Genomic DNA, 23882 nt, shown 5'->3' on the forward strand with positions numbered 1-23882 from the left:
TTTGTATAAACACGGCCCGTTTTTTTAAGCTAGGGAACTACAACAACAAGTTATGGAACTTATATTAATATCCACTGCGTTTATCGCAGGATTTATTGCTTTAAAGTGTCACCTTCCCCCATTAGTTGGTTTTTTGGTTGCAGGCTTTGGGCTTTTTGCCTTTGGCTTTGAAACCAATGACACCATCATTACTTTAGCTGACCTTGGTGTCACGCTGCTTCTATTTACTATCGGCTTAAAGCTCGATATCAAAACCCTACTCTCTAAAGAGATCTGGGCTGGCGCGACAATCCACAACCTTTTGTCCACTCTGTTTTTCGCCGTCGCCCTGTTTGGCTTTAAGTTCTTAGGTATTTCATCGCTAGCTGCCATGTCGGTAGAACAGATCGTTCTGCTCGGTTTTGCTCTTTCATTCTCTAGTACGGTATTTGCGGTTAAGACTCTGCAAGAGAAAGGCGAAATGAATGCGACCTACGGAACGTTAGCGATTGGTATCTTGGTCATGCAGGATATCTTCGCCGTAGTATTCTTAACGGCTTCTACGGGCAAAATACCTGAGTGGTATGCGATTGCTCTGTTTGCCCTACCCTTATTACGCCCACTGTTCTACAAAGTGCTCGATTGGGTTGGTCACGGTGAGATGCTGGTTCTTTCAGGCATCTTCTTCGCATTAGTCGTCGGTGCTGGTTTATTCCATTTGGTTGGTGTGAAACCAGACTTGGGGGCTCTTGTTTTAGGTATGTTACTTGCTGGTCACCCAAAAGCCTCAGAATTATCAAAGTCGCTGTTTAACCTTAAAGAACTTTTCCTTGTCTGTTTCTTCTTGAACATTGGTTTGTCAGAGCAACCAACCATTCAAGGCTTTATGCTCGCAATCTTGTTCTTGCTGATGCTGCCAGTGAAAGGTGTTCTCTACTTCTTGGTACTCAACCGCTTCAAGTTCCGTGTTCGAACGTCTCTACTTGCCTCGCTATCACTGTTTAACTATAGCGAGTTTGGCCTCATCGTTGGTGGTCTCGCCTTCAAGATGGGCTGGATGTCAGGTGACATCTTGGTGGCTGTGGCAATTGCTGTTTCACTGTCGTTCTTAATCGCAGCACCTTTAAACCGAGCTGGTCACAAGCTTTATCAGCAGTCAGGTAAATGGCTAAAAGAGCATGCGTCAGAAAAACTTCACCGACGTGATAAGCGAATTGACCCAGGTCGGGCCCAAGTGCTGATTCTTGGTATGGGACGAATTGGTACTGGTGCTTATGACGAATTACGCTCTCGCTATGGCAAAGTCAGCCTAGGTGTTGAAGTTCGCGAAGAAGCCGCGCACAATCACAGAAGCCATGGCAGGAACGTGATCTCTGGTGACGCGACTGACCCGGATTTCTGGGAACGAATTCTAGATACAGCAAACGTAAAGCTAGTGATCCTGGCTATGCCTCACCACCAAGGTAATCAAACCGCTTTAGAGCAATTGAAGTCACGTAACTTTAAAGGCCAAATTGCGGCTATTGCTGAATATCCAGATCAACTCGAAACACTGAAAGAGAATGGCGTTGATGCGGCATTTAACATTTACAGCGAGGCTGGTAGTGGTTTTGCTCGCCACGTTTGCGAACAGTTAAATCCAAATATCAATAAAATCTAGTATTAGACCGTGTTCAACTAAACCTCTCAAAACTGACTATTTTTCGCACTTTTGAGAGGTTTTTGTTTAAAAAACCAACCGCAATTAAACATCACACACCAAAAGCACATAAAAATTAGATAATTTCTAACAGAACACCCTTTATATTATTTTTTTGCTCACATCCGGTTGCTTTTTTTAGCCAGAATGGCAAATTGAATGCAGTTGATTTGGAAATTATTTAAAAGGAAGTTCTATGTGTTCAGTATTTGGCATTCTCGACATTAAAAGTGATGCCGCAGCACTTCGCCCTATTGCTTTAGAAATGTCTAAAAAGCTTCGTCATCGTGGTCCAGACTGGTCTGGTATCTATGCAGGTGAAAAAGCAATCCTTGCTCATGAACGTCTTGCTATTGTTGGCTTGAACAGTGGTGCTCAACCACTATACAGCCAAGACAAAAAGCACATTCTTGCAGTGAACGGTGAGATTTATAACCACAAAGAACTTCGCGCACGCTATGAAGATAAGTACCAGTTCCAGACTGATTCTGACTGTGAAGTTATCCTAGCGCTATACCAAGAGATGGGTGCAGACCTTCTAGAAGAGCTTAACGGTATTTTCGCCTTCGTTTTATACGATGAAGACAAAGACGAATACCTAGTGGGCCGCGACCATATTGGTATCATCCCGCTTTACCAAGGTTACGATGAGCACGGTAACTACTACGTTGCTTCAGAGATGAAAGCATTGGTTGAAGTATGTAAGACGATCAGTGAATTCCCTCCTGGTAGCTTCTACTCTTCGAAAGATGCAGAACCTCAACGCTACTACATACGCGATTGGAACGAGTACGCTGCGGTACAAGGCAACAGCACAAGCAAAGAAGAACTGACTGAAGCGCTAGAAGCAGCAGTTAAACGTCAACTAATGACTGACGTTCCTTACGGTGTACTTCTATCTGGTGGCCTTGATTCATCAATTACTTCAGCGGTCGCTAAACGCTTTGCTGCAATGCGTATCGAAGATGATGAGCAATCTGAAGCTTGGTGGCCACAACTGCACTCATTCGCAGTTGGCCTTGAAGGCGCACCAGATCTTATCGCTGCTCGTGAAGTTGCGGACAAGATCGGTACTGTGCACCACGAGATGACTTACACCATTCAGGAAGGCTTAGATGCGATCCGTGATGTTATCTACCATATCGAGACTTACGATGTAACGACGATTCGTGCATCAACGCCAATGTACTTGCTTGCTCGTAAGATCAAAGCAATGGGCATCAAAATGGTATTGTCTGGTGAAGGTGCTGATGAAATCTTTGGTGGCTACCTTTACTTCCATAAAGCGCCAAACGCAAAAGAGTTCCACGAAGAAACAGTACGTAAGCTACTTGCTCTAAGCATGTTCGACTGTGCTCGCGCAAACAAATCATTGGCAGCATGGGGCGTTGAAGGTCGTGTACCATTCTTAGACAAAGAGTTTATCGATGTCGCAATGCGCCTGAACCCTGAAGACAAGATGTGTGGTAACGGTAAGATGGAGAAACACATCCTGCGTGAGTGTTTTGAAGACTACCTACCAGATTCAATCGCATGGCGTCAAAAAGAGCAGTTCTCTGATGGTGTTGGCTACGATTGGATTGATACATTGAAAGCAACGGCTGAAGCAAAAGTAACGGATCAACAAATGGAAGCTGCTAAGTTCCGTTTCCCTTACAACACGCCAACAACCAAGGAAGGTTATGCTTACCGTGAAATCTTTGAGGAGCTATTCCCTCTAGAATCAGCGGCAGAATGTGTACCAGGTGGACCTTCAGTTGCTTGTTCATCAGCAAAAGCGATTGAGTGGGATGAGTCATTCAAAAACTGTGTCGACCCATCGGGCCGTGCAGTACAAGCCGTTCACAACGATGCTTACAACGCTTAGAGCGTTTTGAACAAACCCTAAAGACTAAAGACTAAAAAAGGCGCATGATGCGCCTTTTTATTTTTAAGCCTATTTTTTATTGTTGCAGTTATGCGTGAGCTTGTAGTGCTTCGTTCTCAATACTGATAGGAACCACGTGGCTGATCATTTTTACCAACATAATCGATCGAGCCTCACCGTCTTTCTGATCGAAAATAGCCTCAACCCCGGCAAACTGGCCACTCTGAATCTTAACCACCTGCCCAGATTCAAACTCAACACAACAATCTTCAGTTTCGATGCTGTAGCACTTCTCAAACTCTTTGAGTTCAAAAACCAAGTCACCTTGGACCTCATGCGGTCTTGCGCCGAACTTAATAAAGTCCACCACACCGCGCGTTGAACGAACGGTCGTGAAGCTAGGACCTTGCTCATAGTCAAAGCGAACAAAGATGTAAGATGGAAACAGCGGCTCTTTGACCTGCTTTTCTTTCCCTCTCACCACCTTTTCGACTTCTATTTGAGGATAAAAGCACTCTACCCCTTGATTCTCTAAGTGCTGCTGAGCGCGTTTTTGATCACCACGCTTACAGTAAAGCAAATACCAACGTTTCATTTAACTAGCCATTTTATATTTTTAGATATTTTACCACATGCCTAAAACGGTTGAATCGCCATTAATAAAATGAATCGTTGCTAACGAAAAATAATGCGTAGCAGACCAATTTATCAACAAAAAGTTATAGGTGTCGAAAGTGGTTAAGCATTCTACAGGGATCATTTAGAGATCAAAAGGCTCATTGTTGTAAGCATATATACACCCAACCTAATGCGAATACCACTCCATTTAAAATCATAATGATACACCAGAGAAATGTATCTAAACATATTTATTCAATTGAACGTTAAAAAAGGTTATTAACCAACCAACTCAAATCTGGAAAATTAGTTTGCAGCACATCCAAAACGGGCAGCATTAAAAGTAAAGATCATTAATATCAACATCTTAGCTAGGCTAAGTTATCGTGACCATAAAATACGTCTATTGCAGACTTTTATCCCACTGTGTATACATGAATGACTATAAAATCTTTTAATACCTAAAATTAGTAAAACTTATGCCAAGCAACCACAACATCTTTGGCCACCCTAGAGGCCTATTTCTACTTTTTAGCACAGAGCTATGGGAACGTTTCTCATACTATGCAATGCGTGCCATCCTTGTCTTATTTTTGACTGACACTACCCTCAACGGTGGACTTGGTTGGTCAACGAAAGACGCACTCGATCTCTACGGTATTTACACCGGCTTAGTCTACATCACACCATTAATCGGTGGCTGGATTGCCGATAACTACTTAGGGCAGCGTAAGTCTATCCTAGTTGGCGGTGTATTAATGGCACTAGGCCAATTTACACTGGCATTACCTAACGGTTTCATAGGGTTAGACCAAGTGAACGCTCTTTACCTTGGTTTAGCACTACTAATCAGTGGTAACGGTATGTTTAAGCCGAACATCTCAACTATGGTTGGCGATCTGTACCAAGAAGGCGATAACCGCCGTGATGGTGCTTTCACCATTTTCTACATGGGCATCAACTTAGGCGCACTACTTGGTGGCTTGATTTCCGGTGCTGCAGTGGATTCATTCGGTTGGAAAGCAGGCTTCTTGGCTGCCGGTATTGGTATGGTTATTAGCTTGATCATGCAAATGACGATGGCTCAATCTTGGTTAGGCAACATCGGTTCTGTACCTGCGGCTGCTCGAGCAAAAGAGCTGAACAAATCGAAAGAGAAAGCGCCACTGACTAAAGAAGAGTTCGACAGACTAAAAGTTATTCTGATTATGGGTCTGTTCGTGATTGTTTTCTGGGCTGGCTTTGAACAAGCTGGCGGCCTAATGAACATCTACACTCAACAATATACTGACCGTATGATTGGTGGTTTTGAAGTTCCTGCTGCTTGGTTCCAATCTCTGAACCCATTCTTCATTATTACACTTGCACCGATCATCGCTGCATTTTGGGTGAAATTAGGTAAGCGTGAACCAAACTCACCGGTTAAGTTTGCGATGGCGTTATTCTTCTTAGCACTTGGCTTTGTGTGCATGATGGGCGCGGTAATGGAGCAAGGTGGCGACCTAGCAGTGAAAACATCGATGTTATGGCTAGTAGGTGCATTCTTCTTCCATACTCTTGGTGAGCTTTGTCTATCGCCTATTGGCCTGTCGTTGGTCACTAAGCTAGCTCCACTTCGTTTAGCATCACTAATGATGGGTGCTTGGTTCGGCTTCAATGCGGTTGCAAACTACGTAGCAGGCCTAGTGGGTTCTCACGTTGGTGAGCTGGGCGCAATGTCTATCTTTGGTGGTATCGCGATTACAGCAACAATTAGTGGCGTATTACTGCTTCTTTGTGCTGGTAAGCTTGTATCATGGATGCATGGTGTAGAAACCAACATGACGCTTGAAGCAGAGCCAAAAGCTGAGACAGCAGAAACCTCTGTTGCTTAATATCTAGATCTATTTCAAGAAGAAACATCAAGATCAAAAAGGGCTGCTCAATGAGCAGCCCTTTTGCTATTTATGCGATAAGCCGTAATAAAGGCTCAGCAGCTGTTAGCGATATAGAGCGACTAACTCTGCCATCATATCGATGTGCGAGTCTCTGTCGTTCAAACACATAATGTAGCTAAAGTCCGAACCACCAGCGTCAATGAAAGTATCTTTACACTGGTCTGAAATCTCTTCTAACGTTTCCAAACAGTCAACCGAAAATGCAGGTGCCATGATGTCGATCTTCTTGATACCTTTGCTTGGCAGTGATTCAAGTGTCTCGTCAGTGTATGGCTTCAACCACTCCTCTCGACCAAATCGCGATTGGTAGGTCATGGTGATGTCTTCTTCAGATAAACCTAGCTCAGCAGCAAGCAGCTTTGTCGTTGCTTCACAATGCTGTGGGTAGATATCGCCTTCATCAGCTAAGCGCTTCGGAATACCGTGGAACGAACAAACCAAGTGATCGGCTCTGCCATTTTGTTCCCAATGGCTACGAACGCTTTCAGCCAATGCTTTGGCATAGCTAGGGTGTGAGTAGTAGTCACGAATAAAGCGATAGCTTGGGATAACTGGCATCTGTTTAAAGGCTTTGGTTAAACCATCAGAAACTGCCGCTGTGGTTGTGCCAGAGTACTGAGGATATAAAGGCAGTACGATGATGTCCTCAACACCCTGGTCCATCAGTTGCTCAACACCAGTCTTAATGCTTGGGTTACCATAGGTCATACCCAGTGCAACCGGCATCTCTAGTTTCTTCTGGAGCTTTTCAGCTTGTCTTTGAGAATACACAAGCAGTGGTGAGCCTTCATCCATCCAGACAGATTGATACAACTTGGCTACTTTGGGTGCTCGAATCGGTAAAATCACCCCGTGCAAGATTGGGCACCAAAGCCAACGGGTTAGGTTTACTACTCGCTTGTCGTGTAAGAATTCACTCAAAAATCGACGAACGCCAGCTGGGGTCGCCGAATCTGGTGTTCCTAAGTTCACCAGTAAAACGCCCTGCTTTTTATTATTTTCCATAGATACCTGAGACCAATATGTGATTTTCTGGAAAGTAATATACTAATCTGCATAAGTTTAAGATCATTGGTTCCCACTAAATGTCTGAATAATCATTCTTTAAATGGGATATCGCAACATCTACTCTCGATTGTGAGCCACCTTCATCAAAAACGGTTTCATCTTGAATGGTGTGTAATCGAATTATCTAGATTGGTATCGTACTAAAAACTGAAACAAAAAAAGCGACCCTTAAGGTCGCTTCCAATATATCAAATTCTAAAACTGGCTGTTAGCCAATTATGCTAGTGCTTTCTCAAGTTCTGCACTAACTTCAGCAACTTGCTTAGTACCGTCAAACTTAAGGTACTGAGTGTTGCCTGCTTCAGCTTCTTTACCGTAGTAAGAGATAAGCGGAGCTGTTTGATCGTGGTATACGCCTAGACGTGCACGAACTGTTTCTTCTTTGTCGTCATCACGTACAACTAGCTCTTCGCCAGTTACGTCATCTTTACCTTCTTCTTTAGGCGGGTTGTACACAGTGTGGTATGTACGGCCTGAAGGAAGGTGAGCACGACGACCAGCCATACGCTCAACAATCACATCGTCAGCTACGTCGAATTCAACAACGTAATCAACAGCGATGCCCATTTCTTTTAGGCCATCAGCTTGTGGGATTGTGCGTGGGAAACCGTCTAGTAGGAAACCTTTCTCACAGTCATCTTGAGCGATACGCTCTTTGATAAGACCAAGGATAATTTCATCAGAAACTAGCTGACCAGCGTCGATTACTGATTTTGCTTGCTTACCAAGCTCAGTACCCGCTTTGATAGCAGCACGTAGCATGTCACCAGTTGAAATTTGAGGGATACCAAATTTGTTCATGATGAAGTTAGCTTGAGTACCTTTACCCGCGCCAGGAGCACCTAGAAGAATGATGCGCATGTTTAATCCTCTTATAAAATTATGATTTATACCGAAGCTCACTATCCCACCTTCCTCGTTCATATTTAAGATAAATAGGAAAAGTTAGGTAACAGCTGAGGTTAAGCAAAACTGTAAACAGAAGCAAAACGGTAAGTTTCGGTATAACGTTTAAAAATCATACAACTGGAAGAAGTTAGTTCCTAGCTCCAGCTGATTAGGTCGAGCATTCTATCACATTAATATTCAATTTGGCTGAATTTACGACTAAAGAATGTATCGGCAACATTTGTTGTGACGATAACGGTGACGTTGACCACGTTTAATAGATTTTCAGCGACGTTCATAAAAAAAGCCCGCATTTGCGAGCTTTTTATTACAGTTATTGGCTTAACCTAAAGTCGAAAGACTAACGCTTTGTCAGTAGCTCGTTGATTGCACCCAAGAATTGTGACGGATCTTCCATTGAGCCCTTTTCAGCCAGCATCGCTTGACCAAGTAGCAACTCAACCCAGCGACCAAACGCTTGCTCGTCTGCTTCGTCGGCCATCTGTTTAACCAGAGCGTGCTCAGGGTTAATCTCGAAGATGTACTTCACTTCAGGTGCCGCTTGACCCGCAGCTTCAAGAAGCTTAGCCATTTGCGTACCCATTTCGAAGTCGTCAGTCACAACAACAGCCGGCGTTGTTGCTAACTTGAATGTCGTGCGAACTTCTTTAACACGACCACCTAGGTAAGATTGAGTGCGCTCTACAACAGACTTGAACTCTTCTTCAGTCTCTTTTTGCTTCTCTTTCTCTTCTTCACCTTCAAACTTGCTTAAATCTAAGCCCGCTTTTGTGATCGATTGGAACTGTTTGCCATCAAAGTCAGTTAGGTAGTTCATTACGTACTCATCAATGCGATCGTACATTAGAACCACTTCAATACCTTTTGCTTTGAACTGCTCCAAGTGTGGGCTGTTCTTAGCTGCAGCATAGCTATCCGCTGTTAGGTAGTAAATCTTATCTTGGCCTTCTTTCATGCGTTCAACGTAAGATTCAAGGCTGATGGTTTGTTCAGCAGAATCCACTTCCGTTGACGAGAAACGGAGTAGACCAGCGATCTTCTCTTTGTTCGCCATGTCTTCAGCTGGGCCTTCCTTCAATACTAGGCCGAACTCTTTCCAAAACTCTAGGTACTTGTCATTGTCATTCTTTGCCATGCGCTCAAGCATAGTTAGTACACGCTTGGTACATGCGCCACGAAGAGACTGAGTTACCTTGTTGTCTTGCAGGATTTCACGAGACACGTTCAATGGCAGATCGTTTGAGTCAATCAGACCGCGAACGAAACGCATGTAAGATGGCATGAACTGCTCTGCGTCATCCATGATGAATACACGCTGCACGTAAAGTTTCAAGCCACTCTTGTGGTCACGGTTCATCATGTCCCAAGGTGCTTTCGCTGGGATGTAAAGCAAGCTTGTGTAGTCGTTCTTACCTTCAACCTTGTTGTGGCTCCACGTTAGTGGATCAGCGAAATCGTGAGATACGTGCTTGTAGAACTCTTGGTACTCTTCTTTCTCGATATCAGATTTGTTACGAGTCCAAAGCGCTTGCGCCTTGTTAATCTGTTCCCAATGCTTCTCTTCGGTGTCTTTACCTTCGTCATCTTTCACTGCTGTGAAGATAGAAACAGGAATGCCGATGTGATCAGAGTACTTACCAATCACTTCACGCAGACGCCATTCGTTTAAGAACTCTTTACCGTCTTCACGCATATGAAGAATGATGTCAGTACCGCGAGATTCTTTGGTGATGTCCTCGATGGTGTAATCGCCTTCGCCAGCAGAGTGCCATTGAACGGCTTCATTGTTTTCTAGGCCAGCTGCACGAGTGCGAACCGTTACCGCGTCAGCAACGATAAACGCAGAATAGAAACCAACACCAAATTGACCAATCAATTGAGAGTCTTTGCTTTGGTCTTCAGATAGCTTTGAGAAAAAATCTGCAGTGCCTGATTTAGCAATCGTACCTAAATGCTCAATAACATTGTCACGGCTCATGCCGATACCGTTATCAGAAATCGTTAAGGTGTTTGCTTCAGCATTGAATGAAAGTTTCACACCTAAATCAGCATCACCTTGGTAAAGGTCACCATTAGATAGAGCTTGAAAACGAAGCTTGTCAGCCGCGTCAGATGCGTTAGAGATCAGCTCACGTAGGAAGATTTCCTTATTTGAATACAGTGAGTGAATCATTAGATGAAGTAGTTGTTTTACTTCAGATTGAAAGCCACGAGTCTCTTTATTTTGCGTTGCCGTTTCGCTCATTTTTACTCCAAAACATCTATACTTTATGTTGAATAACCATAGGGGGAGTAACACTTGATGCCACTCTTATGTTCATTAACATGAGGATGACAAATGTAAATTCAAGGTCAAAAATCATAAAAACACTGTTTTTTTGATCTGTTTTTATTATCCTTGAGTCTGATAAATATAAAAGAACATAAAAGAAGCCATGATTTGGTGAAGAATTAACTGAACTTCACCTGAGATTTGTCTATTTCGCACCCCAAATCATCCAAAAGTAGAAGAATTCAATGAGCAATATCGGCACAAAGTTTATTCTCGCACAGCGGTTTGTCTTCGATCCAAACAGCAACTCACTTGTTGACCAAATGAGCGACGGCGAAGTCGTACGCCTTGGCAGCAATGAAAGCCGCATTCTCCTGATGCTGTCAGAAAGACCCAATGAAGTTATCACTCGTAATGAATTACACGAGTATGTTTGGCGAGACCAAGGCTTTGAGGTTGATGACTCTAGCTTAACGCAAGCAGTATCGACACTAAGAAAGATGCTGAAAGATTCGACCAAATCTCCAGAATTCGTAAAGACCGTGCCTAAACGCGGTTATCAATTTATTGCAACCGTTGAGCGCTCTGCCCCACTTTCATCAAATGATCAGCCAGTCGCGGCTGAAATTACCGAAAATGACGTAGAACCTATCTTGACGTTTGCAACGCCTGCAGCGACTGAAGAAACGATCACTGAAACGGTTGAATCAGAGCCAATTGCAAAAGTTCAAGAGACCAAGGTAGAACTAGAACCAGCAACCGCTCCTGTTACGGCTCCCGCTAAAAACACCAATAAGTGGCTAACATTTTGGTTACTGCTTGCCGCTTTCATCATGCCGATTCTCGTTTTGACGTTTACCAACCCGGCAGAGTCCGAGTTCAAAACATTGGCTGAAATAGATGGCGTAAAGGTTCAATCACCGATTAACCACCCAGATCTTAGCAGTTGGCTGCCAGCGATAGAGAAGTGTGTATTACGTTACAACACCAATCACACTGGCATGCTAAAGCCGACTGAAGTGATTGCAACAGGTGGGCAAACCAATAACCTTGCCCTCAACTACATTCACCCGCAAGAATACTCAAGCGAAAATGTAACTCTAAGAATTTACGCAAACCAGTCGGATGTAAACGACATTTGTAACGGTGGTCAGTAACATGAAATTAAAAGTATCGATTATTTTACTGGTTCTATCTGCATTTTTGAGTGGTTGGTTGTATTGGGGCAGCGATGCAAAAGTAGAGCGCTTGCTCACTCAGCATGAATGGCAATCTAAGATGGTGACGCTGATTAGCGATAACAAGCAAGCTGACTCAATCGGCCCACTTCGTAGAGTTGAACTATCATCGAATGCGAAGTACCTGCCAAATGGTACATATTTGAGAATGTCAGTGGTTAGACTGTATGGTACTCAAACTGAGCCTGCGAATGTCATCAACATTTCGGAGACGGGTCAGTGGGATATCAACGACAACTACCTTTTGGTTTCACCAACAGAGTTTAAAGATGTGACTTCAGCTCAGCGCCAAGATTTTTCGGAAGGGCAACTCGAACTGATCACTCAGGTTATTAAGATGGATGCAGAGCAAAGCCGACGCATCGACATCGTTAACCCGAAAGCACTGTTATTGACTAGCTTAAATCACGGTTCAACCGTATTGTTTTCGAACTAAAATCGAATAGCTCTTTACGCCATAGTAATAAAAAAGGAGCATGATGCTCCTTTTTTATTACCCTTAGCATCTGTTTTTTCATTGATACAGTGATATTGGTATTAAGAATTTACTCGCATTTAAAAGGATTACCCATGAGTACAGAGTCAGATCAAACAGCTTCCCCTATCACTAGAGCAACAATCACCATACACTATTGCCGTCAATGCAATTGGATGCTTCGTTCTAGTTGGTTATGCCAAGAGCTACTGCATACCTTCAGTGAAGAAATTGAACAAGTCAGTTTACACCCAGACACAGGAGGCAGGTTCGAAATCTTTTGCAATGGTGTGCAAATCTGGGAAAGAAAAGCAGATGGCGGCTTTCCTGAGGCGAAAGTTCTGAAACAAAGAGGGCGAAACATCATTGCTCCAGACAGAGACCTCGGCCACGTAGACTCAAAATAAGCCCTTTTACCGCCGATCCAATGGTTTAAAGCTGGCCACTCACGAGAGCATCACCTTCAAGGCTAATGACTTTGAAGGTATTGTTTTCATAGATGCCATAGCTCGCCGCGTGTCCCTCTCGTGGGAATGTCACCGAGCTAGGATTAAAGATAAAGATATTATCTTGGTATTCAGCAACTGGGATATGGGTATGGCCGTGTGCAATAATATCGCCTGCCTTCAGCGCAGGGCGTTTATTGGTATTGTACAAATGACCATGGGTTAGGAAGATACGTTGGCCTGATTCTAATAGCACCCACGAGTAATCCATCATCATTGGAAAAGACAACAACATCTGATCCACTTCGCTATCGCAGTTACCACGAACGGCAATGATCTCTTGAGAAAACGCATTCAACTTATCTGCAACCGCCGGCGGGTTGTATCCCTCTGGAATCGGGTTTCTTGGACCATGATTCAGAATATCACCCAATAGAACCAAATATTGTGCACCAGAGGCTTGGTATAGCTCTAATACTTTTTCTGTTGCTGGCAGCGAACCGTGTAGGTCTGAAGCAAAAAATAATTTCACACGTACTTCTCCATAAAATTTATCAGCCTATTGTACGTATCAAAATGCTACACGTCATCTCTCGCCATACCGTTGATTACGATATTATTGTAACTAACCATACCGACTATCTTGTTGTCACAAACGACTGGCGCACGACTAATACCAAAGCGTTCAAATAGGCGAGCGCAATATTTTACGTTCATCTCAGCAGACACGCTTAGCGCTGGCTTGGTCATGATCTCATAAACATTGGTTCGCTTCGGAGAACGGTTCTTAGCCAGTACTTTCTTAGCAATATCATTCATCAATACGATGCCGTATTCGTCATCTTCGTGGCGCTTATCGACAATGATGGCTTTCACTTTATGCTTCTTAGCCATCTCTATCGCTTCTAACACTGTAGTTAGCCCATCAATAATCACATAGGTGTTGGCCATTACGTCACTGACTCGAATCTTGTCATTGGTATTCATAGTTCATCCTCCACAACCTTAGTTAATGTCTCGACCTGGTGTGCTACCCCGACTGCATCTTCGACATCAATCTGCACTGCTATACCTTGTCCCGATTCTTGGTCAAACTCACCCACGTCACTAATTCTTTCGAGAATATGCCTTGCTAGATGCTCCTCGACGACAAACAGCAACACATCTTTTTGCACCTCTAACGTTAAGCCAAAGAAGGTGGTTTTTTGGTTTAAGCCCTGCCCTCTGGCATTATTAATCACGGTTGCTCCGGTTGCGCCCGCATCACGCGCGGCATCGAGCACACTGTCTGTCTTGCTCTCTTCTACAAACGCTAAGATAAGTTTAAAGCGCATCTTTGCTCTCCTTAGAGGTGTGTAAACGGTTTAACCATTGTGTTATTTGGGCATAGCTCATCACTGAAATAATGGGAAATAAGCTGGCAAAAGCGATCAATCCAAAACCATCAATGACAGGGTTTCTTCCTGGTACGGTTGAAGCAAGCCCAAGCCCGAGCGCCGTCACCAAAGGGACTGTCACCGTTGATGTGGTTACACCGCCCGAGTCATAGGCCAATGGAATAATGAGTTTTGGGGCGTAAAAGGTTTGAATGACCACGACGACATAACCAAAAATGATGTAGTAATGGATCGGGTCTCCAGCAACAATCCGATAGCTTCCAAGCGAGATACCAATAGCGACACCCAATGCCACGGCGATTCTCAGCCCATTAACACTGATACTGCCGCCCGAGACTTGATTCGCCTTAATTGCCACAGCAATCAACGAAGGCTCGGCGATTGTGGTGCTAAAACCAATACAGAATGCAAAAAGATAAACCCAATAATAGTCAAACCAAACCAACGTAAGGCCAGAGCTGACCTTAAACTCAGTCAGGAAAATTGGCTCAGTCAGTTGCATGGCCATCGTCTCCCCTAAGGGAAACAGTGCAAGTTCCAATCCCATCAAGAAAAGAGACAAACCAAGGATGACGTAAAAGAAACCAATCAGCACCTTAGCTAAATTGTTCACAGGCTTACGTAATACCGCCAACTGAAAACCAAAGATGATCACCGCAATCGGAATTACATCCATCACGGTACCTAAAAAGGTGTCGATAAATTGCTGCACACTGATCATGTCACCACCATCCCATAAACCATGACGAACATCATCGGCAACAACGAAGCAAATGCAATCAATCCAAAGCCATCAATCATAGGATTTCGTCCTTTAATCGCCGAGGCTAACCCCACCCCCAGTGCTGTCACCAGTGGAACGGTGATCGTCGATGTTGTCACTCCACCAGAGTCATACGCAATCCCAATAATGTTTTCCGGAGCAAATGCAGTAAGCACCACAACTCCAATATAGCCACCGATGATCATGTACTGAATTGGCCAACCTTTTAAGATTCGCAGCACCCCAAGTAAAATAGCGATACCGACAGACAATGCTACGGTGAAACGCAGACCATCTGCATATTCTTCCATTTCATCTAACGTATTGGGGATGACGCCTCCCTCGGCGGCCACTTCCGCGGCTTCGGCCGCCACTGCGGTTAACGCAGGTTCGGCAATGGTGGTACCAAAACCTAAACAGAAAGCGAAGGTCAATAGCCAAAACACACTGCCCTTTCGCGCAAAAGCTTGAGCCATCGATTCGCCAATCGGGAACAACCCCATTTCAAGGCCAAAGATAAAGAAAGTCAGACCAAACACCACCAGCACTAAGCCAGTTAGAATTGATAACAGATGAGGAAGTGGCTCTTGCAAGACAGCAAGCTGGAAAAAAGCGATCACCGCCACGATCGGCAATAGATCTCTCAGGCTACCTAACATGGCTCGAAACAAAGCAAGCACCGCCGTCATCGCAATTCCTTGTCGCTGATTATGAGTTACTAATAATCATGGCAAATCCTTATCATTCCTTATGTGATAAGTATTACGCAGTTGGTAACATATCCGAGTAAAACCCATAAGTGTGATAGCGGTATACTTCCTAGCCAAATGAATTTTATTTCACTCATTCTTAAATTTAAAAAGGCGTAATTTGGGGATCACACTATTGAAACCAACTGATCGTTATAGTGATTTTTTCGTATTGATTGGCGATTAAAAACAAGCCGTGTCTATAATTATGTTTAATAGGGAGATTGGTATGAAGATATTGTTAACGGGTGGTACTGGATTTATTGGCTCTGAATTGGTCAAGAGTTGGAACACTGACGACGTAACATTGCTGACGCGGAGTCCTGAAAATGCGAAACAAAACCTAAATCACCTCAACCAGAACAATCTTCATTACATTCAATCCCTTGATGAGCTCAGTGATCTCAATGATTTTGACGTTGTAGTCAACCTCGCAGGTGAACCGATTGCAGATAAGCGTTGGAGTACAGAGCAAAAAGAGAGGATCTGTAATAGTCGCTGGCACATCACTGAAAAACTGGTCGAATTAATTCAGGCCAGTAGCAACCCACCACAAGCTTTTATTAGCGGGTCAGCCGTAGGTTACTATGGTGACCAACAACAACACCCGTTTGACGAATCACTGCAAGTAGAAGATGAAAGCTTTCCTCATAAAGTGTGTGCTCACTGGGAAGAGATAGCTAAGAGAGCACAATCAGAAAGCACACGCGTGATACTATTGCGAACAGGGATTGTGCTTGGCGAAAATGGCGGTGCACTCAAGAAGATGCTTATGCCGTACAAGCTCGGAGTAGGCGGCCCATTAGGCTCTGGGGAACAATACATGCCTTGGATTCACATGCTTGATATGGTGAGAGCCATCAACCACTTATTGTCGATTCCTCACGCTCAAGGGGAGTTTAATATGTGTGCTCCGCACCCTGTCACCAATAAACTGTTCAGCAGCACACTAGCCAAGCAACTACGCCGACCGCATTTCTTGTTCACTCCGAAATGGGCTATGTCGCTTCTGATGGGAGAATCATCTTGTTTGCTATTTGACAGCATTCGATCCAAACCGAAGAAGCTCACTGAAACGGGATTCAACTTTAGTTACTCTAGGATCGAACCTGCATTAAAAAACTTGTTACAACATCAAGACTAATTCTTTACCCTAGAGCGATAGAGACTCTAATAAAGGATTAAGTGTGAACAAGTCGATTCTTATTACCGGTTGCTCAACAGGTATTGGCTATACATGTGCCCATGCACTTCAAAAGCGCGGCTTTCATGTCATTGCATCTTGTCGTGACCCACAAGATGTTCAACGCCTTCAAGATGAAGGTCTCACCTGCATTCAACTCGATCTTTCCAACCAAGAAAGTATTGAAAATGGTGCCAAGCTTGCGATTGAACTCGCACCTGACGGGTTGTATGGATTATTCAACAACGGTGCTTACGGCCAAGCGGGGGCGCTAGAAGACTTACCGACTCAAGGCCTCAGAGAGCAATTCGAAACCAACTTCTTCGGCTGGCACCATCTTGTTTGTCAGATCCTTCCGCATATGCGTGAACGTGGCGAAGGCCGAATCGTACAAAACAGTTCAGTGTTAGGCTTCGCCGCTATGAAATATCGCGGCGCCTACAACGCTTCAAAGTTCGCTATTGAAGGTTGGACTGATACTCTACGTTTAGAACTACATGGCAGCGGTATACACATTTCATTACTTCAGCCCGGCCCTATCGAAACCCAGTTTAGAGCCAACGCCCTGAAAGCGTTCAATAAATGGATCAACATTTCTGGCAGTGTCCACCAAGAAGCTTACCAACAGCAAAAAGACCGACTTGAAAAAGAGTCGTCGAACAACGCTTTTGTCCTGCCTGCTGCAAGCTGTATTGAACCCGTTTTTCATGCGCTGACTGCCGATAAACCTAAGTTAAGGTACCGAGTTACGACACCAACCAAGGTATTCGCTGTGTTAAAAAGACTCCTACCAAGCCGCTTGCTAGACCCTATTTTAAGAAAAGCAGCATAAATGAGTAACTTTGAATGCACAGTCGCAAACTTTAATGTAACGATGTAATTTATTCGTAACAATAAGATGTCATGATTTAGGCTATCTCATCAATTATTCCCAATTGATGAAGCTACTTCTGGATATTTCATGACTTTAAACCGCCTTAATTGGGTAGGTGTGAGTTTGGCTATTACGTTGTTTATTCTGTTTTGAATATCTTAAGTAATACCTCACTGGCCACCTCAATGAGAACGCTGTGTCTTCCGTGTTGAGATAACAACTCTATCAGCATCGAAGCATGGCGTTTTTCTATTTTTAGCGCTTTTTATCTGAGATAACTGAGTTAGATCTTGAAGTTACCGACTTCTCACCCCATATTTGCAACGTATCCACAAAACAAACCTCAAGGAACGTAAATGCAATCTCCGCATATTGTTGAACTTAATGAGCAGAACTTTCGTCAAGTATTAGAAGGTTCGATGCAGACCCCTGTACTCATCCATTTTTGGGCACCAATGAGCCAAGAGAGCGCCCAAGTCATTCCTGAACTCCAAACATTAACTCAGCAATACAACGGTGCTTTCACGTTAGCCCTACTGAATTGCGAGCAAGAACAAGCGATTGCTAGCCAGTTTGGTGTTCAAGCACTGCCTACGATTGCACTGTTTGTTAACGGTCAACCTGTCGATGGATTGGGTGGTCCTCAAAGCTTAGACGCGATTGTAGAGATGCTAAGCAAACACCTTCCTAGTCAAGATGAACTCGCGCTGCGCCAAGCTCTTGAGTTAATGCAAGCAGGCGATCACACTCAAGCTCTAGCGGCAATGCAGCAACTTCCTGCTGAGCTTACAAGCAAAGGTGAAGTAAAACTGGCGATAGCAGAGTGTTTGTTAGAAACACAACAGTTTGACCTTGCTGAAACTCAGCTAGCAACCATCCCTCTTGAGTACCAAGATAATTACTACAAAGGCTTAGTTGCGAAGCTTGAACTTCATAAACAGGCAGCAGACAGCCCTGAGATTCAAGCCCTAGAATCCGCTCTTCAGCAAAACCCAAGCGATGCTAAAACGGCCTCTGAATTAGCACTGCAATACCACCAAGTGAACCGTAGCGAAGAAGCAATGGATCTACTGTGGTCTTTCCTAGCAAAAGATCTTAATACTCTCGATGGTGACATGAAGAAAGAATTCATGGATATCTTGAGTGCGCTTGGACAAGGTAACGCGGTTGCGAGTAAATACCGTCGACAGTTGTACTCTCTGCTTTACTAGTCAGGTTCTGTAACAGCTGAGTCGTAAGTTAACTATCAAATCTAAATTCAAGCAAATCCACCTATTAGATTTTCGAATGTAAAACATCACAATGGGCCATAAAATCAATGTTTTATGGCCCATTTCTCATTTATAAATTTGCCCCACCTTTAAATATGCGCCAGTATGAGTAATAAACATTCAAAAACTTAAACTTGCAAAGGACTTTGTATGCCTATTGATACCTTGATTACTATTGGCGTCTTTACTGCCGTCGCACTATTATTTATTTTCGCTGGTGTAAAAACCGTTCCACAAGGCAACAACTGGACCGTTGAACGCTTCGGACGATACACACATACTCTCAAACCGGGTCTTAACTTAATCATTCCATTTATTGATAAAGTTGGACAGCGCATCAGCATGATGGAGCGTGTACTCGACATCCCAGCACAAGAAGTCATCTCTAAAGACAACGCGAACGTAGTTATTGATGCGGTGTGTTTTGTTCAGGTTATCGACGCCCCTAAAGCAGCTTATGAAGTAAATGACCTTGAGCACGCGATCCGTAACTTAACCCTCACCAATATCCGTACTGTACTTGGCTCGATGGAGCTGGATGAAATGCTCAGCCAACGTGACATGATCAATACCAAATTGCTTAACATCGTCGATGAAGCAACTAATCCTTGGGGCGTAAAAGTTACGCGTATTGAGATTAAAGACGTACAACCGCCAGCCGATCTTACCGCTGCAATGAATGCTCAGATGAAGGCAGAACGAAACAAACGTGCTGATATCTTAGAAGCAGAAGGCGTAAGACAAGCAGAGATCCTAAAAGCAGAAGGTCACAAGCAGTCAGAAATCCTGAAAGCGGAAGGTGAAAAACAAGCTGCAATACTTCAAGCCGAAGCTCGTGAACGTGCTGCAGAAGCAGAAGCGAAAGCGACAGAAATGGTATCGACGGCGATTGCTCAAGGCGACATGCAAGCTGTAAATTACTTTATTGCACAAGGCTACACCGACGCACTGAAATCAATTGGCCAAGCAGAAAACGGCAAGATCATCATGCTACCGCTTGAAGCAACAGGCCTAATGGGTTCTGTGGCTGGTATTGCAGAGATGTTTGCACATAAGAATGACAAAGGTAGTAAGGACTAACTTATGGTCGAATTACTAGAACAAGTAAACCACTGGCACTGGCTGGCATTTGGTCTAGCACTGCTTGCACTTGAACTGGTTGGAACCGCTGGTTACTTTTTATGGATAGGCATATCTGCCATGTTGGTCGGTGCACTTTTGGGTGCTCTACCAATTGGTTGGCAGATGCAATGGCTGTCCTTTGCAAGCTTCTCATTGATCACGACTTGGTTGTGGTGGAGAAGACAACTCTCGAATGACAAGCAATCAGATGCAGAACGAGAGTTAAACCAAAGAGAAAAGCAACTGGTAGGTCAAACCGTTATTCTAAGTGAAGACGTAAAGAAAGGTAGCTGTCGAATTAAGTTCGGTGACTCTTCTTGGTCTGCAAAGGCGAGTCAAGATATCCCATCAGGCACCGAAATTAAGATCGTCGCTTTAGACGGAATAGTTCTAATAATAGAACCTTTATAATCAAGTGCTATATGGAGCCTGCATTTTCAATAAATGCAGGCTTTTTCTATTTTTGAACCTTAATAATATTCGAATTATCATTGCGATAGATTGAATTGAAAAAAAAATAAGTTCTTATTTCGTAAAGCTAAAAAGTTTGATTAAGCTAAAAAGGTATAAGAAAGCCAGATTTCTTGCCCAAGATATATATGAATAATTAGCGTGACTCTCGCTTAATTATAATTATTAAAAATGTTAAGTCCGTCCAATTTTTGAAATTTTCTTTCCCTTGTCCATACTTTCATTTATCTCAATCAGAGATAAACCTAATGGAGTTTGTATGAGACATTTTTTAATCATTCTAACGGCTATTTTCAGCTTATCATTCGGAAGTGCTCTCGCGAGCAGTCAGTCTCCTGGTAACGGAAACATGGGGCCAATTGTAAAATGCTCAGATGGTAATGCAGTCACTCACGTACCATTGCTGATCTGTAAACATTACGGCGGAAAAGTGCTGTGATAGGAGACTAAAGTCAGGCTAGTAATGTAATTGCGGCCTGACGATTCTTTTTAGCTGACATAACCTAACTGCGGCCAGATAAATTGTTTAAGATAGGACATTCCGTTGAAGCATCACCAGGGCAATCATGAACCCAAGATTGCAGTTGAGCTTTCATCTTATTTAATTCAGCAAGCTTCAACTCTATTTCGTCTAACTTCTGCGTTGCCTTCTTTTTTACCTCGTAGCTTTCTCTATCGGGGTTCATTGCCAAATCAACTAGTGCTTTACACTCATCAAGGGTAAATCCAACCATTTTAGCTCTTAGTACAAACTCCAACTGTTCGATGTGAATCTCGCCGTATTGCCTATAGCCGTTTTCTGAACGATGTGGAGGACTCATCATGCCTTTACTTTCGTAAAAACGAATGGATTTCGCTGTTGTACCAACACGCTTCGCTACTTCGCCAATATTCACAATCTTACCTGTAAGCCTAAAATGAAAAACCGCAGTACTGCTGTTATACAATACTGCGGTTGAAAAACATAGTTAGGGCGTAACGTTAAAGGCTTACTCTTGCTCTAACAACCAAATAATAGTTTGAGATTTTTCTTCACTATCTAGCTTGTTGAACCAGTATGAAACCATTTCGATCTCTTTTGAGCCTTCTAGTGGTGCTGGGTTCGCGTTCTTACGATTCTTGAATGCCCAATCTGTCACTGCAGCTTGCTCTTCTTTGGTTGCTTCACCATACCAGTAATTCACCATCTCTTGTGCTTGTGATGCTTTTGGTTCTTCAGCAACTACAGCCGCAACAGGCACCGCTACTGGAGCAACAGCGATAGCTGTATGATTATTTGCGCCATTATAGATTGTGTCGATATACGCTTTCGGCACAATGAAAGTTGTACTCATTACTGAGTTTTGTCCATCAAGTGTAAATTCTAAGTTCTTTTCTCTTGCTTGCTGAATGTCAGCTTCGCTCAATGGAAATTCAATATATTGAGTCTTTGTGCAGTGTTCGCTGCAGCTCTCTCTTGGAACCTGTCTCTCTTCAAGGTCTATCGTCTTTCCAAAAAAGCTTACGGTTTCGTATTCTTTATAGCTCTGGAAGTAACTCACATCCATGATAATTGAAGATTCTGGAGCCGAGTTCTGTGTTACTTCTTTGTTGTATGTAAAGTAAAGTGACGATTTCAGGATATCAGCACCGACGTTCGCTTTACTTTCCGCTACATAAGATTGTCCAGTCACTTGAATGTAACCACCTTTTGGCTGTACATCTGCAACTGAGTCTGCAAAATTACTTTGTGAATCGAGTGAACTACAAGCTCCCAAAAATAATGATAATACAACTACACTAACTTTATTCATTATGACTAATTCCTTATGTTCACTATGGAAAAACGCTGGCAAACAAAATTTACCAGCGTTTTGATTTTTATCTAACTGTTTAAGCTAAAGATTCTAGCTTAGAAACCGTACTCAAGACCAACGCGAGTTACGATATCTGTATCAGCGTCACCAACAGTACGACCCGCTACACGTAGGTAAGGTACGAAACCGTTATGAACAGCCATTAGCTGACCAGAAATAGTGTTGCTGTCTGAGTTAGCATCTTTAGAACCATTTGTTTCAGACTCAAGGTTAGCTGCGTAACCTAGTTTGAAACCGATTGGACCATTCCAGTATTGACCAATGATTGAGTAAGAATCTTGAGTCACTTTACGGATTCCGTTATCTAGCTCTTCGCCTTTATATGCTGCTGCGATACCGAAACCAGCTGGTAGACTAGCTTCAAAACCTACGATGTATGCGAATGTATCGTCATCGTAACCAGCTACAGTATCAGTTAGGTAAATTTCACCTTTAGGCGTAGTTACGTTGCCGTTTGCATCTTTAATGTCTTCTTGAGCTACAACATACTCACCACCAGTCTCCGCTACTACACGAGTACCAGATTCAACCGCACCCATGAATGTTACTTTTTCGAAGCTGTACTTAGCACTTGCACCAACAAAGTTTGCATCACGAGTCGCTGCACCGCCACCGTTGTCGTTATCATCACGACCAACAGAAGCTGCAAAAGAGAAACCACCAAATTTAGCTGAATCGTAACGTACTTGGTTAGATTGACGATCGTAGTGACCGTTGATGCCGCCCCAATCGAATACAGAACCTAAACCAGGGTTAGAGAATGGCCAGTCGACGATTTCGTATAGTGGTGTAAGAACACGACCCACACGAAGGTTACCCCAAGAGCCAGAAGCACCAACGAACGTATCACGGAAACCTAGAACACCACCTGAAACGCCACCGTGAGACCAGTCTGTGCTATCTACGTAGCCAGATTCGATCTGCATTGTGATAGTAACGTCTTCAAACATATCTTTGTGAGCACGGAAGCCGATACGAGATTCGTTCTCTACTGCGTAACCAGAGCTAGAGTCATTGTTGTCAGTTGTGTTGTAGTTCACTAGAGAGATAGCTGCAACACCGTAAACGTCAACGTTGAAGTCAGAGTTGATACCAACTTCTTTCGCCATTACGCCTGTCGATAAAAGTGCAACAGATGCACCTAGTAGAGTACGTTTGAAAATTTTGTTTTCCATGGAATAAAACTCCTAAAAATGGATATAGCTGTTTGAATATTCCCCGCCTAAAGTTGGCCGCCGTAGAGAGAAATACCTTTTCTTGTTTGAGAACCCTAAACTCTGAATTCTCTATTTCCTTTCTGGTTATACACATCGTGTGCATCCATGGCATTAAGACTAACTTCGCCCTCAAAAAGATCAATGAGAACTTAATTTTCATCTAAAAAAATATGAGTTGGTGCAAATTTAGTAGGTACTTAGTGATCCAGATCGACAAATTGTAAAGCTCACAACCAAAAACAATAAAAACAATAAATATCAACCACTTGAATGGAGCTCGCCCTTATAAAAATAGAAGTGACTCGCATTTTTGATACAACTACAATGGTATTTCATTAATGTTGAGCAGCGTCACTGTCCTGATTTTAGAGTTCGTATAGGAACAAAATTCTCAACAATTAAAAAGCCCTCATTTTTATATCAGAAACAAAAAAGGCACTCCCTTGAAAGGAGTGCCTTTGAGCTTTTTTT

General features: G+C 43.3%; 24 protein-coding genes. 12 read left to right on the forward strand and 12 right to left on the reverse strand.

What is annotated here, in order from left to right:
* Nucleotides 1-52: 52 nt before the first annotated feature.
* Complete coding sequence (locus OC193_RS11545) at nucleotides 53-1639, forward strand: cation:proton antiporter family protein (RefSeq protein WP_019820253.1); 1587 nt, start codon at nucleotides 53-55, stop codon at nucleotides 1637-1639.
* A 235-nt stretch (nucleotides 1640-1874) separates the two neighbouring features.
* Nucleotides 1875-3545, forward strand: a complete 1671-nt coding sequence (asnB, locus tag OC193_RS11550) for an asparagine synthase B (protein WP_048664650.1) — start codon at nucleotides 1875-1877, stop codon at nucleotides 3543-3545.
* Between the two features lie 88 nt (nucleotides 3546-3633).
* On the opposite strand, the gene rfaH is transcribed toward asnB, so the two are convergent.
* Complete coding sequence (gene rfaH, locus OC193_RS11555) at nucleotides 3634-4140, reverse strand: transcription/translation regulatory transformer protein RfaH (protein ID WP_048660857.1); 507 nt, start codon at nucleotides 4138-4140, stop codon at nucleotides 3634-3636.
* Nucleotides 4141-4642: 502 nt separating this feature from the next.
* Between rfaH and OC193_RS11560 the strand changes: the two genes are divergently transcribed.
* Entirely contained in the window at nucleotides 4643-6037 is a 1395-nt protein-coding gene (locus OC193_RS11560) for a peptide MFS transporter (protein ID WP_048664652.1), read from the forward strand.
* Between the two features lie 105 nt (nucleotides 6038-6142).
* Here the strand turns inward: OC193_RS11560 and hemH are convergent, their stop codons facing one another.
* The 3 genes from hemH to htpG form a co-directional block, all read right to left on the reverse strand.
* Nucleotides 6143-7105: a ferrochelatase gene (gene hemH / locus OC193_RS11565; RefSeq protein WP_048660859.1), complete on the reverse strand. Its 963-nt coding sequence runs from the start codon at nucleotides 7103-7105 to the stop codon at nucleotides 6143-6145.
* A 279-nt stretch (nucleotides 7106-7384) separates the two neighbouring features.
* Nucleotides 7385-8029, reverse strand: a complete 645-nt coding sequence (gene adk, locus OC193_RS11570; RefSeq protein ID WP_048660860.1) for an adenylate kinase — start codon at nucleotides 8027-8029, stop codon at nucleotides 7385-7387.
* Nucleotides 8030-8417: 388 nt separating this feature from the next.
* Entirely contained in the window at nucleotides 8418-10322 is a 1905-nt protein-coding gene (gene htpG, locus OC193_RS11575; RefSeq protein WP_048660861.1) for a molecular chaperone HtpG, read from the reverse strand.
* A 272-nt stretch (nucleotides 10323-10594) separates the two neighbouring features.
* Here htpG and OC193_RS11580 point away from each other — a divergent pair, with 272 nt between their 5' ends.
* From OC193_RS11580 to OC193_RS11590, 3 genes are all read left to right on the forward strand, one after another.
* Nucleotides 10595-11506 (forward strand): transcriptional regulator, encoded by a 912-nt coding sequence (locus OC193_RS11580; protein WP_048660862.1) that lies wholly within the window; start codon nucleotides 10595-10597, stop codon nucleotides 11504-11506.
* A 1-nt stretch (nucleotide 11507) separates the two neighbouring features.
* Nucleotides 11508-12023, forward strand: coding sequence for a regulatory protein ToxS (locus OC193_RS11585; RefSeq protein WP_048664653.1), 516 nt, complete (start codon nucleotides 11508-11510; stop codon nucleotides 12021-12023).
* A gap of 134 nt (nucleotides 12024-12157) precedes the next feature.
* The gene (locus OC193_RS11590; protein ID WP_048664655.1) at nucleotides 12158-12469 is read left to right on the forward strand and encodes a SelT/SelW/SelH family protein; all 312 of its coding nucleotides are present in this window, start codon (nucleotides 12158-12160) and stop codon (nucleotides 12467-12469) included.
* A gap of 25 nt (nucleotides 12470-12494) precedes the next feature.
* Here the strand turns inward: OC193_RS11590 and yfcE are convergent, their stop codons facing one another.
* Genes yfcE through OC193_RS11615 form a run of 5 tightly spaced genes read right to left on the reverse strand, consistent with a single transcriptional unit; the run spans nucleotide 12495 to nucleotide 15357 of the window.
* Nucleotides 12495-13040 carry a phosphodiesterase gene (yfcE, locus tag OC193_RS11595; protein ID WP_048660864.1) on the reverse strand — a complete coding sequence of 182 codons (546 nt, stop codon included), beginning with the start codon at nucleotides 13038-13040 and terminating at the stop codon, nucleotides 12495-12497.
* Nucleotides 13041-13087: 47 nt separating this feature from the next.
* A complete protein-coding gene (locus OC193_RS11600; protein WP_048660865.1) occupies nucleotides 13088-13495 on the reverse strand; it encodes a CBS domain-containing protein in 408 nt (135 codons plus the stop codon).
* On the reverse strand, nucleotides 13492-13842 hold the full coding sequence (locus tag OC193_RS11605) for a P-II family nitrogen regulator (protein ID WP_048660866.1): 351 nt from the start codon (nucleotides 13840-13842) through the stop codon (nucleotides 13492-13494). The genes OC193_RS11600 and OC193_RS11605 overlap by 4 nt, the downstream gene beginning before the upstream one ends.
* Nucleotides 13832-14626 (reverse strand): DUF1538 domain-containing protein, encoded by a 795-nt coding sequence (locus OC193_RS11610; RefSeq protein WP_048664656.1) that lies wholly within the window; start codon nucleotides 14624-14626, stop codon nucleotides 13832-13834. Before OC193_RS11610 ends, OC193_RS11605 begins: the two co-directional genes overlap by 11 nt.
* Nucleotides 14623-15357, reverse strand: coding sequence for a DUF1538 domain-containing protein (locus OC193_RS11615; protein ID WP_048660868.1), 735 nt, complete (start codon nucleotides 15355-15357; stop codon nucleotides 14623-14625). The genes OC193_RS11610 and OC193_RS11615 overlap by 4 nt, the downstream gene beginning before the upstream one ends.
* A gap of 289 nt (nucleotides 15358-15646) precedes the next feature.
* Here OC193_RS11615 and OC193_RS11620 point away from each other — a divergent pair, with 289 nt between their 5' ends.
* The 6 genes from OC193_RS11620 (at nucleotide 15647) to OC193_RS11645 (ending at nucleotide 20777) form a co-directional block, all read left to right on the forward strand.
* A complete protein-coding gene (locus tag OC193_RS11620; protein WP_048660869.1) occupies nucleotides 15647-16561 on the forward strand; it encodes a TIGR01777 family oxidoreductase in 915 nt (304 codons plus the stop codon).
* A gap of 43 nt (nucleotides 16562-16604) precedes the next feature.
* Nucleotides 16605-17432 carry an SDR family oxidoreductase gene (locus OC193_RS11625; RefSeq protein ID WP_048664658.1) on the forward strand — a complete coding sequence of 276 codons (828 nt, stop codon included), beginning with the start codon at nucleotides 16605-16607 and terminating at the stop codon, nucleotides 17430-17432.
* A gap of 398 nt (nucleotides 17433-17830) precedes the next feature.
* Nucleotides 17831-18685, forward strand: a complete 855-nt coding sequence (locus tag OC193_RS11630) for a co-chaperone YbbN (RefSeq protein WP_048660871.1) — start codon at nucleotides 17831-17833, stop codon at nucleotides 18683-18685.
* Between the two features lie 210 nt (nucleotides 18686-18895).
* Nucleotides 18896-19825, forward strand: coding sequence for an SPFH domain-containing protein (locus OC193_RS11635; protein ID WP_017063395.1), 930 nt, complete (start codon nucleotides 18896-18898; stop codon nucleotides 19823-19825).
* Between the two features lie 3 nt (nucleotides 19826-19828).
* A complete protein-coding gene (locus OC193_RS11640) occupies nucleotides 19829-20278 on the forward strand; it encodes an NfeD family protein (RefSeq protein ID WP_048664659.1) in 450 nt (149 codons plus the stop codon).
* Between the two features lie 319 nt (nucleotides 20279-20597).
* Nucleotides 20598-20777 carry a hypothetical protein gene (locus OC193_RS11645; protein WP_017061927.1) on the forward strand — a complete coding sequence of 60 codons (180 nt, stop codon included), beginning with the start codon at nucleotides 20598-20600 and terminating at the stop codon, nucleotides 20775-20777.
* A 64-nt stretch (nucleotides 20778-20841) separates the two neighbouring features.
* Here the strand turns inward: OC193_RS11645 and cueR are convergent, their stop codons facing one another.
* The 3 genes from cueR to OC193_RS11660 form a co-directional block, all read right to left on the reverse strand.
* Nucleotides 20842-21234: a Cu(I)-responsive transcriptional regulator gene (gene cueR / locus OC193_RS11650; protein WP_048660873.1), complete on the reverse strand. Its 393-nt coding sequence runs from the start codon at nucleotides 21232-21234 to the stop codon at nucleotides 20842-20844.
* A 93-nt stretch (nucleotides 21235-21327) separates the two neighbouring features.
* The gene (locus tag OC193_RS11655; protein ID WP_048660874.1) at nucleotides 21328-22131 is read right to left on the reverse strand and encodes a DUF2057 family protein; all 804 of its coding nucleotides are present in this window, start codon (nucleotides 22129-22131) and stop codon (nucleotides 21328-21330) included.
* Between the two features lie 98 nt (nucleotides 22132-22229).
* Nucleotides 22230-23369 (reverse strand): porin, encoded by a 1140-nt coding sequence (locus OC193_RS11660; RefSeq protein WP_048660875.1) that lies wholly within the window; start codon nucleotides 23367-23369, stop codon nucleotides 22230-22232.
* Between the last annotated feature and the right edge of the window lie 513 nt (nucleotides 23370-23882).

It is taken from the genome of Vibrio crassostreae (genome assembly GCF_024347415.1).
GTDB lineage: Bacteria > Pseudomonadota > Gammaproteobacteria > Enterobacterales > Vibrionaceae > Vibrio > Vibrio crassostreae.

Bases quoted from the DNA above. Each gene is read 5' to 3' on its own strand.
- OC193_RS11545 (WP_019820253.1), top strand. From the start codon at position 53: ATGGAACTTATATTAATATCCACTGCGTTTATCGCAGGATTTATTGCT.
- asnB (WP_048664650.1), top strand. From the start codon at position 1,875: ATGTGTTCAGTATTTGGCATTCTCGACATTAAAAGTGATGCCGCAGCA.
- rfaH (WP_048660857.1), bottom strand. From the start codon at position 4,140: ATGAAACGTTGGTATTTGCTTTACTGTAAGCGTGGTGATCAAAAACGC.
- OC193_RS11560 (WP_048664652.1), top strand. From the start codon at position 4,643: ATGCCAAGCAACCACAACATCTTTGGCCACCCTAGAGGCCTATTTCTA.
- hemH (WP_048660859.1), bottom strand. From the start codon at position 7,105: ATGGAAAATAATAAAAAGCAGGGCGTTTTACTGGTGAACTTAGGAACA.
- adk (WP_048660860.1), bottom strand. From the start codon at position 8,029: ATGCGCATCATTCTTCTAGGTGCTCCTGGCGCGGGTAAAGGTACTCAA.
- htpG (WP_048660861.1), bottom strand. From the start codon at position 10,322: ATGAGCGAAACGGCAACGCAAAATAAAGAGACTCGTGGCTTTCAATCT.
- OC193_RS11580 (WP_048660862.1), top strand. From the start codon at position 10,595: ATGAGCAATATCGGCACAAAGTTTATTCTCGCACAGCGGTTTGTCTTC.
- OC193_RS11585 (WP_048664653.1), top strand. From the start codon at position 11,508: ATGAAATTAAAAGTATCGATTATTTTACTGGTTCTATCTGCATTTTTG.
- OC193_RS11590 (WP_048664655.1), top strand. From the start codon at position 12,158: ATGAGTACAGAGTCAGATCAAACAGCTTCCCCTATCACTAGAGCAACA.
- OC193_RS11600 (WP_048660865.1), bottom strand. From the start codon at position 13,495: ATGAATACCAATGACAAGATTCGAGTCAGTGACGTAATGGCCAACACC.
- OC193_RS11605 (WP_048660866.1), bottom strand. From the start codon at position 13,842: ATGCGCTTTAAACTTATCTTAGCGTTTGTAGAAGAGAGCAAGACAGAC.
- OC193_RS11610 (WP_048664656.1), bottom strand. From the start codon at position 14,626: ATGATCAGTGTGCAGCAATTTATCGACACCTTTTTAGGTACCGTGATG.
- OC193_RS11615 (WP_048660868.1), bottom strand. From the start codon at position 15,357: ATGACGGCGGTGCTTGCTTTGTTTCGAGCCATGTTAGGTAGCCTGAGA.
- OC193_RS11620 (WP_048660869.1), top strand. From the start codon at position 15,647: ATGAAGATATTGTTAACGGGTGGTACTGGATTTATTGGCTCTGAATTG.
- OC193_RS11630 (WP_048660871.1), top strand. From the start codon at position 17,831: ATGCAATCTCCGCATATTGTTGAACTTAATGAGCAGAACTTTCGTCAA.
- OC193_RS11635 (WP_017063395.1), top strand. From the start codon at position 18,896: ATGCCTATTGATACCTTGATTACTATTGGCGTCTTTACTGCCGTCGCA.
- OC193_RS11640 (WP_048664659.1), top strand. From the start codon at position 19,829: ATGGTCGAATTACTAGAACAAGTAAACCACTGGCACTGGCTGGCATTT.
- OC193_RS11645 (WP_017061927.1), top strand. From the start codon at position 20,598: ATGAGACATTTTTTAATCATTCTAACGGCTATTTTCAGCTTATCATTC.
- OC193_RS11655 (WP_048660874.1), bottom strand. From the start codon at position 22,131: ATGAATAAAGTTAGTGTAGTTGTATTATCATTATTTTTGGGAGCTTGT.
- OC193_RS11660 (WP_048660875.1), bottom strand. From the start codon at position 23,369: ATGGAAAACAAAATTTTCAAACGTACTCTACTAGGTGCATCTGTTGCA.